Origin of the sequence: Streptomyces sp. NPDC057638 (assembly GCF_042800315.1) — a bacterium.
Lineage (GTDB): Bacteria > Actinomycetota > Actinomycetes > Streptomycetales > Streptomycetaceae > Streptomyces.
In genome coordinates this window covers 1-10,578 of sequence record NZ_JBHVHF010000286.1, presented here as the reverse complement: position 1 = coordinate 10,578, position 10,578 = coordinate 1, and the positions used below count along the sequence as shown (strand labels likewise).

Annotated in this window: 6 protein-coding genes; 3 read left to right on the top strand and 3 right to left on the bottom strand. The window is 74.4% G+C overall.

The window, feature by feature from the left end; all coding sequences use genetic code 11:
- Positions 1-214 precede the first annotated feature (214 nt).
- Positions 215-2,683, top strand: coding sequence for a hypothetical protein (locus ACFVIM_RS28205; RefSeq protein ID WP_384306970.1), 2,469 nt, complete (start codon positions 215-217; stop codon positions 2,681-2,683).
- A 251-nt stretch (positions 2,684-2,934) separates the two neighbouring features.
- On the opposite strand, the gene ACFVIM_RS28200 is transcribed toward ACFVIM_RS28205, so the two are convergent.
- Positions 2,935-5,403: a right-handed parallel beta-helix repeat-containing protein gene (locus ACFVIM_RS28200; RefSeq protein WP_384306967.1), complete on the bottom strand. Its 2,469-nt coding sequence runs from the start codon at positions 5,401-5,403 to the stop codon at positions 2,935-2,937.
- Between the two features lie 813 nt (positions 5,404-6,216).
- Entirely contained in the window at positions 6,217-6,690 is a 474-nt protein-coding gene (locus tag ACFVIM_RS28195) for a DUF6643 family protein (protein WP_384306965.1), read from the bottom strand.
- A gap of 465 nt (positions 6,691-7,155) precedes the next feature.
- On the opposite strand from ACFVIM_RS28195, the gene ACFVIM_RS28190 reads away from it, so the two are divergent.
- Positions 7,156-8,451: a TerD family protein gene (locus ACFVIM_RS28190; RefSeq protein ID WP_384306963.1), complete on the top strand. Its 1,296-nt coding sequence runs from the start codon at positions 7,156-7,158 to the stop codon at positions 8,449-8,451.
- 7 nt (positions 8,452-8,458) lie between these two features.
- On the opposite strand, the gene ACFVIM_RS28185 is transcribed toward ACFVIM_RS28190, so the two are convergent.
- The gene (locus ACFVIM_RS28185) at positions 8,459-9,895 is read right to left on the bottom strand and encodes a glycosyltransferase (RefSeq protein WP_384306961.1); all 1,437 of its coding nucleotides are present in this window, start codon (positions 9,893-9,895) and stop codon (positions 8,459-8,461) included.
- On the opposite strand from ACFVIM_RS28185, the gene ACFVIM_RS28180 reads away from it, so the two are divergent.
- Positions 9,894-10,578, top strand: a 685-nt coding sequence (locus ACFVIM_RS28180) for a glutamate racemase (protein WP_384306959.1), incomplete at its 3' end; no start/stop codon positions are given. The genes ACFVIM_RS28185 and ACFVIM_RS28180 overlap by 2 nt on opposite strands.

The window sequence follows — 10,578 nt, the reverse complement described above, 5'->3', positions numbered from 1 at the left end:
CTCGCGTCCGACGTGCTCGATCGCTCGTACCTCGCGATCTCCGCGCGACGGCCGCGAGACAACAGCGCGCCCCTTCGTGGCGGCGGATCGCGACGGCTCGGTGAGAAGCGAGCCATGAGCTGCCACAATTCAGGGTCCTGGGGCGGGGGCCCGGAAGCGGTGCCCTCCCGCCCGTGTCCACCCGGCCAACGACCCCAGAAGGCGAGTCACACTGGTGTCCTCTGCAACTCCGGCCCCACAGAGCGGGGGACCGGCGCTGGAGCTCCTGGTCCACGGTGTCGGCGGCACCACTCCGGAGGAGATGCTCGGCGATCCCCGGACGGTCCGGATCTCCGGCGACCGGAAGGCCGCCGTCTACCGGCGCACCGACGACGAGACGGCCGAGAGCCGCCCGGGGGCGGACCGCGACCGCCCCATCCCCGAGGCCTACTGCTGGTCCAATCTGACCTCCGGCAACAGCGCCCGAGCCCTCTGGCTGCTGCTGCTGCCGTTTATGATCGCCAACCTCGCCCACTGGATGCGCCCGCGCGCGCCCCGTCTCGTGCGCTCCACACGGCTGTACGGGGTGCTGGTGCGGCTGATCGCCCTCACCCTCACCGTCCTGATCACGGCCGCCGCCTGTGAGGTGGCGCTCGATCTGATCGCCTGGCAGTGCGCCGGGGTGGAACGCTGCGCCGACGAGCGCTCCTGGCTGGGCTTCCTCTCGCCCGAGCGGGGCGGCTGGTGGTCCCAGCCGGGCCGCCGCCTCGCCCTCGCCGCCGTGGTGCCCGCCGCGCTCGTGGGCCTGCTCTGGTTCCTCTCCAACCGCACCTGGAGCGCGTACGAGTCCCAGCGCCCGCCCTCCGGCCGGGAGGTGACGGAGGGCGAGATCGGACCCGAGACGCGGCGGGACGCGTCCCTGACGCCCGCGCTCGGACGGCCCGGTTTCTGGTACGGGCGGCGGCTGGTCGCCCGGCTGCGGGCCGCGCACACCGCCGCCGGGCTGCTCACCGTCGCCGCGGCCGTCGCCGGTGCCGCCGCCCGCCATGACCGGGGCGCGGCGGACACCACGCTGAAGGTCACCGGCTGGGTGCTGGAAGGGGCCATGGTGCTGGTGGGGCTCGTGGTGCTGCGGGTCGTCATGGTCCGGGGGCGCAGCGAACGCCGCTTCGACGCGCGGTTCGACCGTATGGCGATCGACACGCTGCCCAAGGCGGCCCTCGCCCTGCTCGGCCTCTGCGTGGTCTACGCCCTGTGGTCCCGGCCCGGCTGGAGCTCCAGCGGCACCCTGCCGGGGGACGCCACCTTCCGGGTGCTCTCGCTGATCCAGGGCGGCCTCGTCGTCGCGCTCGCCGTCGTCGCCTGGATCCTCCAGCGGCACGCCCGTCACACCCGTACCGCCTTGTACGGACTCAACGGGCCCGCCGTCGCCATGCTCGCCTGCGCCCTCGGCGGGCTGATGACCGCGGGTGTCGCCCAGCGCGTCGCCGACTGGCTGGACGGGCCCGGCACCCCCGGTATGGACGGCGACGGGTTCATCCCCGGACCGCCCGTGCTGCTGAGCTGGCAGGCGTCCGTCATCCCGGTCCTGCTGGCCGTGCTGCTCGTCCCGCTGCTGACCCTGGGCATCCGTACCGTACGCAGGCAGCGCGCGCTCGTCCCCGTCGTGGAGCGGGAGTACGCGAAGGAGGAGACCGATACCGGGGTGTGGCGTCCCGACCGGGGGCGCACGCGCCGGATCGCGGGGGTGCGTGCCCGCGCCGAACTCACCGACGCGGGCCCCCTGCTCGTCGGCACCATCGCCGCCGCCACCCTGGTCCTCGGCGCGCTCGCGGTCCTCGGCGCCTGGGTGAGCGGGAAGGTGCCGGGCCGGGCCTTCGGGGACAGCGGGGACTTCACCGAGTCGGTCGCCGAGACGGCGCAGTCCGTCGGCTCCTGGCTGGTGGGCCTCGGCTTCCTGCTCTTCGTCACGCTGGGGCGCCGTGCCTACAACGACATCGGGGCCCGGCGCACCATCGGCATCCTGTGGGACGTCGGCACCTTCTGGCCGCGCGCCGCACACCCCTTCGCGCCCCCCTGCTACGCCGAGCGGGCCGTCCCGGACCTCGCCTGGCGCATCTGTACGTGGATCGAGCAGAACGAGCGGACCGGGGGACGGCTCGTCATCTCCGGTCACTCCCAGGGCAGTGTGCTGGCCGCGGCCGCCGTCTGGCAGCTGCCCGCCTACGCCCGCCAGCGCGTCGCGCTCCTCACCCACGGCTCACCGCTGGAGCGGTTGTACGGACGCTGGTTCCCGGCCTACTTCGGCCCCGCCGCACTGGCCGAACTGCGGGACCAGGTCGACCGCTGGCGCAATCTGTGGCGTCCCACGGACCCGATAGGCGGCCCCGTGCGCGTGGCGGCCGACGGCCGGGGCCCGGCGGTGGACCGTGATCCGCTCAAGGACCCGCTGGTGTACGGCCGCTCCCGCCGCCATCCGCTGCCCGAACCGATCCTCGGACACGGGGACTACGCCGCCGACCCCGCCTTCGCCGAGGAACGCGCGGGCCTGCTGGCCCGGGTGGCGGTGCCACCACCCCGGCAGGGGGCCACACCCGGCAGCGCCGGGGAGAGGGGCGCCGGAGCGGGAGCGCCGGAGAGGGGAGCGCCGGACGGGAGCACCCGGGGCGGGGCGAAGAAACGCAGGGGGGAGGAGCGGGCCTGACGTCGTGGCGGATCCGCTCCCGGTGGGCCCTTCCGCCCCGGGCCTGCGGGAGCGGGTGGGCGTCGAGGCCGAGATCCTTGGCCTCGGGGCGGACGGGAGCGGGGCCGACGATTCCGTCCGCCCGGGTGGTGGGCTGGCGATTCCGTAGACCCGGGGGACCGGCCCGGTGCCTTCCGTACGGCCGGTCGTCTCACGGACCGGCCACCCGCCGGTGACCTCGCGGCACCGGGGCGGGCCGCGCGGCACCGGTCTCAGGGCAGCTCCGGCAGATCCTCCGGATAGAGCAGGGTCAGCGCGTCGGTGTCGACCTCGGCCAGCGCCGCGACCCGGCCCGCGTGCCGCTCCACCATCGACTCGAAGGTCTGGCGCGCGGTGCGGCCGTTGCCGAACGCGGCGCCCTTGGGGAGGGCCGTGAAGTACTTCACCAGGGCCTCCCCGGTGCCGTCGGCGAGCCGGTACTCGTGCTCCTCGGCCTGCTGTTCCACGATCCTGAGCAGCTCGTCCGCGCCGTAGTCCTGGAAGGTGATGGTGCGGGAGAACCGTGATGCCACCCCGGGGTTGACCGACAGGAACCGTTCCATCTCCGCCGTGTACCCGGCGACGATCACCACCACGGCGTCGCGGTGGTCCTCCATCAGCTTCACCAGGGTGTCGATGGCCTCCTTGCCGAAGTCCCGGCCGGAGTCCTCGGGGGAGAGGGCGTACGCCTCGTCGATGAAGAGCACACCGCCGCGCGCCCGGTCGAACGCCTCCTGGGTGCGGATCGCGGTCGAGCCGATGTGCTCACCGACCAGGTCGACGCGCGAGACCTCGACCAGATGCCCCCGGTCCAGGACATCGAGGGAGGCCAGGATCTCGCCGTAGAGCCGGGCCACGGTCGTCTTGCCGGTGCCGGGCGAGCCGGTGAACACCAGATGCCGTCGTACCGAGGCCGCCTTCAGCCCCGCCTCCTGACGGCGCCGCCCCACCTCGATCATGTTGATCAGCGAGCGGACCTCGCGCTTGACGCTCTCCAGACCGACCAGCGCGTCCAGTTCACCGAGGACGTCATCGGAGGTACGGGGAGGAGCGAGCGCGCCCGCCGGGGGCGCCGCGGGCGGTGCCGGTGGCGCCGGGGCCAGGGGCGCGGGGGAGAGCGGCGGGGCGGGAACGGGCGTCAGGAGCCCGGGGGCGGGCGCGTAGGCGGTGAACGGTGCGAGGCGTCCGGCTGCGACCGGCTCCGGAGCGGATCGTTCCAGCGCGGGCCGTACACCGCTCTCGTCGCCGCTGTTGCCCTCGGTGGCGAGCAGGGCGGGCTCGGCGAACTCGTAGCCCCCCCGGGCGCACCGCTCGGTGCGGCAGCGGCTCAGTGTGGAGCGGCAGCCCTCCATCACATGGAAGCCGTAGCCGCCGCTGTCGGAGATCCGGCAGCCCCGGAAGGTGCCCCTGCCCTGGGCCGACACATACACCCCGGCCTCGGCCGACCCGGTGATGACACAGCGCTCGATCACCGGATCGGCGCCCTTGGTGACGATGACTCCGGTGCCCACCGCGTCGACGACACAGCCCGCCAGGGTGCCGCCGCTGCCGTGGTCGCGGAACCAGGCGCCCGTGGACGCCTCCCGGATCCGGCAGTCGTCGAGCTGCGCGGTCGCCCCGTCGCTGACCGAGACGGCCGTGTTGCGGATCTGGAAGAGATCGCTGTCGACGACATCGGCGCGCGAGCCCCGGTCCAGGACGAAGAGCGCGTCCGGCACGTCGTGGACCCGGCAGGAGTCCAGCACCGCCGTGGCGCCGTCGCTGACCCAGACCGCCGGGTAGTCGCCCGTGCTGTCCTGTATCTCGCACTGGTTGGCGTCGACCCGGGTGCCCGGGTCCCACACCGACAGTCCATTGCGCCCGAAGCGGCGCACGGTGGAACGGGTGAGGGTGAGCACCGAACGCGACCGCAGGTCGATCGCGTTCTCCGGGATGTCGTGGATCTCGCAGTCGGACAGGGTCAGCACCGCGTCCGTGTCCAGGGTGACCCCGTCGGCCGAGGTGCGGTGGACCGTGGAGTCGGTGAGATGGGCGCTGGCCCGGGAGGCGATCTGGAGTCCCGCGCCCTTGATCTCGTAGATCTCGCAGCCGACGGCCTCCAGTCCGCTGCCCTCACCGCTGACGGCCAGACCCGCGCCGGAGGTGTGGTGCACCCGGCAGCGCTCCAGCCGGGGATGGGCGCCCCCGCGCACCGAGACACCGGCCCGGCCCGCCGCGACGACCTCGCACTCCTCGAACACCCCACCGCCGCCGTCCACCACGGCGATGCCGACCCCGGCCGGGTTATCGACCACACACCGCCGCACCGTGGGGCGGGCCGCGCCCCGCACTTCGAGGCCCGCCGCGGACCGGGTGGAGATCCGCAGATCGCAGAGGTCCGGCGTACCGTCCTCGACCAGCAGCGCGGGCGCCGTCGGGTCCTGCCCCTCCACCTGGATCCCGCGCACCGTGGCGGAGGCCCGAACGGTCAGCGGAACCCCGTCGGGGGGCGCGATCCGCACCGACCCCTCAGCGCCCTCGGCGCCGCGCAGGGTGATCGACCGCCGCACCACGAGGTTCTCCCGATACGTGCCCGGGGCGACCGTGAGGACGTCGCCGTCGCCCGCGGCCTCCAGGGCCGCCGCGAGGGAGGCGTACTCATCCGTGCGGCGCCGCCACCGCGACGTGCCCGTGTGGGTCACCTGGACCGTGCCCTGTGCCATGGTGCTGCTCTGCCCCCACCTTCGTGAGTCTCTTCCGGCGCGCCTCGGCGAAGGGGGACGCCCCCTGGGGAACCGCTGCCCACGGCGGCGGCGTCCGAACGTCCGCCGTGCCCGGAGCGCCCCGGGCCGTCGCCGTGTGCCCGGCGGCCCGGATCGGGGCGACCCGCCGCGCCCGGTGGCGGCTCCACCGCGCGCGGGGACGTGGCCCCGACCCCGTGAGGGGGTCGCACCACCGTAGCGCGCGTGGGCGCGGGGAGTTGACGCCCGCTGACGGCGGGCCGGCCGGCCGACGGCCGCGGCGGGGCCGAACCGATCCACCCCGGGCCCGGACGGACCGGGCGGATCGCGGGGGAATGGCATGCGCATCGCGGGGGAAAGCCGGGCGGATCGCGTGGGGCATCCGGGCGAACGGCCTGAGGGAGGGGCGCCGGGACGGTGTGGCGCACGCCTCGCGCGGGAGCTGTCCGGCGCATGGCGGGTGTGATCCGGCGACGGGGGCTGGGGCCGGGGCACGACCGGCGGAGGAAGGGCGGGAGGACGCGCGGCGGCGTCACGTCATGGCGAGGCGAAAGCGATGTCATCCCTACCGGACCCCCTTCCCTGTCCGGGCAACGGACGGGACGGCACACGGGGTTCCCGCAGACCTCGTCGGGTGTGAACCCCGTGGCCCTGACGGCTGGGAGCGGAGGGACGAAGAGGAGAAGAGAAAGAAGAGGGTGGAGAGGGATGGAGAGGGTGGCGAGGGTGGCGAGGGTCGGAATCGAGGGTGAGGGTGCGAGGAGGGCTCCGGGGAGGACTCCTCAGCGGACGGGGTCAGTAACCCTGGCCGGGATGGGGGCGGTTGTACGGGTCCTGATAGGGCGCCGGGGCGGGCGCGGGCGCGGGCCGGTGCGCGGCCGGTCGCATCGCCTCGTAACCGGTGGGCGCCGGACGCTGCTGGGGCTGCGGGTAGGGCGCCGGAGCCGGATAGCCGCGCGGGGCCGGGGGCTGCTGCTGCGGGATGTAGGGCGCGGGCGCCTGCTGGAGCGGCACGGGGGCGGCCGGGGTCTGCGGGTACCCGTACCCGTAGCCGGGCGCGGAATGGGCGCTGGACGGCCCGGCCGGAAGGGCGGGGAGCGCCGCGGGGAGGGCCGGCAGATGGCTGCCGGTGTCGTACGCGGAAGGCACTCGGATCGGGGCGATCTGAGGCGTGCCCCGCTCCGCGACCAGAGAGTCGTAGATCGGGGTGTCAGCGAAGAACGGTGCGGAGTAGTAGCCGCCGCCGTAGGAGGCGCGGGGGGAGGTCATGGGACCTAAGTTAAGCCCTCCCTGGCCGGATGGGGAGCCCGGTATGTGGGTTGTTTCGGGAGATGCCGCGACACAGTAAGCCCCAATGTGAGCGAACCTGGGAAAATCGGTCGCGAAGGGCGGTAGGAATGGCGTAAAGAGCAGGTTGAGAGTGGGTTACTGACGGGTTCTCGGCGGTTCTGAGGCATCCGGAAGAGGTGTACGGAAGGCGTATCGACGCGGTACTGGCGTCGTATTGGCGTCGTATCGGGGAACCGGCTCGCCCAACGGGCCGGAGCAGGGGTCGGAGCGCGGATCCGAAGCGGACCGGAAGCGGTCGTCGGCGGGCGGGAGACGGCCGTGGCGGGAGCGCCGCGCGGTTCCCCGGTGCCGGAGGACGCCGTGTCGCGGGCGCGCGGAGGCCAACACGGCTACGTTGGGCGACTGCCGCACTTCTGGACACTCCGACGCGCGATGGGGGTCAGCATGTCCATGCTTAAGGGAGCCAACACACCGGTACCGGCGCCACGGGTACGGGTCGAACTGGGCTGGCGGGCCGGGCCCGCCGTGCCCGATGTCGACGCCTCCGCCCTCCTGCTCGCCACCGGTTCGGGGAAGGTCCGCTCGGACGCGGACTTCGTCTTCTACAACCAGCCGTCCCACGCCTCCGGCGCCGTGCGCCACGAGGGCAAGCGGACCGGGGCGGACGCCGTGACCGACACGGTCGCCGTCGACCTCGCGGGCGTGGAGCCCGGGATCGAACGCATCATCGTGGCCGCCTCCGCCGACGGCGGCAGCTTCGGGCAGGTGCCCGGACTCCATGTACGGGTCGTCGACGCCTCCTCCGGCATCGAGATCGCCCGTTACGACAGCCAGGACGCGACCGTGGAGACGGCCTTCGTGGTCGGGGAGCTCTACCGGCGCCAGGGCGCCTGGAAGTTCCGGGCGGTCGGACAGGGCTACAGCTCGGGACTGACGGGGCTGGCGACGGACTACGGCATCACGGTCGACGAACCGGGCCCCGCCGCCGCCCCCGCGGCTCCGGCCCCATCCGCCGCACCCGTGACACCCACCGCCGCACCCGCGGCGCCGGTCGCCCCCGCGCCGCCGGTGGCCCCCGCCGCTCCGGCGCCGCCCGCCGCCCCCGTACGTCTCACCAAGGTCACGCTGACCAAGGAGGCGCCCACCGTCTCCCTCACCAAACAGGGCGGCACCTCCGGCGCCATGCGCGTCAACCTCAGCTGGCAGGTCCGCAAGCAGTTCAAGGGCTGGGGCGCCAAGCTGGGCCGGGCCATCGCCATGCACGGCGACCTGGACCTCGACCTGTGCGCCCTCTTCGAGCTCACCGACGGGCGCAAGGGTGTCGTGCAGGCCCTGGGCAACGCGTTCGGCGGGCTCGGACAGCCCCCGTACATCCATCTCGACGGCGACGACCGCACCGGAGGGACCCCGGGCGAGAACCTCACCATCAACCTCGACCACCGCGACGAGCTCCGCCGTGTCCTCATCTTCGTGACCATCTACGAGGGCGCGCGCAGCTTCGCCGACCTCGACGCGACGGTCACCCTCCAGCCCCAGCACGGCGCGCCCATCGACTTCACCCTCGGCGAGTGCACCGTCCCCTCCAATGTCTGCGCCCTCGCGCTGATCACCAACACCGGCTCGGACCTCCTGGTCCAGCGCGAGGCCCGGTTCCTCGTGCCCGACCGGGGCGTCAGCCCCCAGCGCACCGTGGACGCCGCCTACGGCTGGGGCATGAACTGGACGCCCGGCCGTAAGTGACACGAGGTCAACGCTCCGGCGCGGCCGTGGGACGGGCGTAGGTACGCCCCTTCCAGGCCGCGCCGCGGCCCCGGTGGTGGCGGACCGCCGAGTCCACCGTCATCAGCACATACAGCAGTGCCGTGTACGGCAACAGCGCGGCGAGCGCCACCGGCTGCCCGTAGTACCGCAGCATCGGCGCGTAGCTCCCCGCCATCACCGCCCATGCCGCCCCACCCGCCACGGCGGCCACCAGGTCCCCGCCGAGGACGCCCGCGAGCAGCGCCACCGGCGGCGCCAGATAGACCAGCGCGAGCCCCACGACCGCCCCCACCAGCACCACGGGGCTGTACCAGAGCTGCGCGTACGCGCTGCGCGCCACCATCCGCCAGAGGTCCACCAGCCGGGGATAGGGCCGTACGCTCTCCACCCCCTCGGCGAGCCCCAGCCAGATCCGGCCGCCGGACCGCTGGACCGCGCGCGCCAGGGACACATCGTCGATGACGGCCTGCCGGATCGACTCCGGCACCCCCGCCCGCCGTGCCGCCTCGGCCCGCAGCAGCACACAGCCCCCGGCCGCGGCGGCGGTCCGCGCGCCCGGCCGGTTGACCCGGCGGAAGGGGTAGAGCTGCGCGAAGAAGTACACGAACGCCGGGACCACCAGCCTCTCCCAGCCGCTGACCACCCGCAGCCGCGCCATCTGGGAGACGAGATCGAGCCCGTGGCCCCGTGCGGCGGCCACCAGCGTCCGCAGACTGTCCGGGGCGTGCGCGATATCGGCGTCGGTGAGCAGCAGGTACTCCGGCGCGAAGGACCGCCGCGCCCGCCCGCCGTCCGCGTCACCCCAGGGACGCGTGTCGGTGCCCCCGGTGACGTACGGGGTCGGCGCGGCGTCGTACGAGGTGGGCGCGGCCTCTCTTGTCACGTGTTCCGCCCCGGTGGCGGTCACACGTTCCGCCCGGGTGGCGTGGTCCTTTCCCGCGGCGGGTCCCACGTCCTCCGCGGAGATATCCGCCTCTGCGGCGGCGGGTTCCCCGTCGGCCCGGCCGCGACCCTGGTCACGCGCCAGCGCGATCCCGTGGCGCAGCGCCCAGAGCTTCCCCGTCCAGCCGGGCCCGGGTTCGCCGGGGGCGGTCACGGTCAGCGCGAGCCCCTGGTGCCGCGCCGCCAGGGCGCGGGCGAGCTCCCCCGTACCGTCCGTACTGCCGTCGTCGACGAGGATCACCCGGGCCCGCCCGGGATAGTCCTGGGCGAGCAGCGACGGAAGGCTCAGCGGCAGCACGGCCGCCTCGTCCCGGGCCGGGACGATGACGGCGACATCAGGCCATTCCCCGCCGGTGGTCCCGCCGGGGGCGGCGGAGGCCGGGGGCAGCCGCTGATCCGTGCGCCAGAAGAAGCCCTGGCCCAACAGGAGCCATCCCCAGGCGAACAGCGATCCGGCGGCGGTCCAGGCGAGGGCGCTCATGCGCCGCAGTCTGCACCACGGGCCCGGCCCCCGGGGGCGTGTCGACTATGGTTGCCGGGTGAAGATCGCGCTCATGGACTCAGGAATCGGCCTCCTCGCGGCGGCCGCCGCGGTGCGCCGGCTGAGGCCGGACGCGGATCTCGTGCTGTCGTCGGACCCCGAGGGGATGCCCTGGGGTCCGCGTACCCCCGAGGACGTCACCGAGCGGGCGCTCGTGGTGGCGCGCGCCGCCGCCGCGCACGCCCCGGACGCCCTGATCGTGGCCTGCAACACCGCCTCCGTCCACGCGCTGCCCGCGCTCAGGGCCGAGCTGGAGCCCGCCGTCCCCGTCGTGGGCACGGTTCCGGCGATCAAGCCCGCCGCGCTCGGCGGCGGACCCGTCGCGATCTGGGCGACCCCCGCCACCACCGGCAGCCCCTACCAGCGCCGTCTGATCCGGGACTTCGCCGACGGGGTCGAGGTCACCGAGGTGCCCTGCCCCGGGCTCGCGGACGCCGTGCAGAGCGCCGACGAGCAGGCGATCGAGCGCGCCGTGGCCGCCGCCGCGGCGCTGACCCCCGGTGACGCGCGGGACATCGTCCTCGGCTGCACCCACTACGAACTCGTCGCCGACCGGATCCGCGCCGCCCTCGGCCGCCCGGTCGCCTTCCACGGCTCCGCCGGGGCGGTCGCCGCCCAGGCGC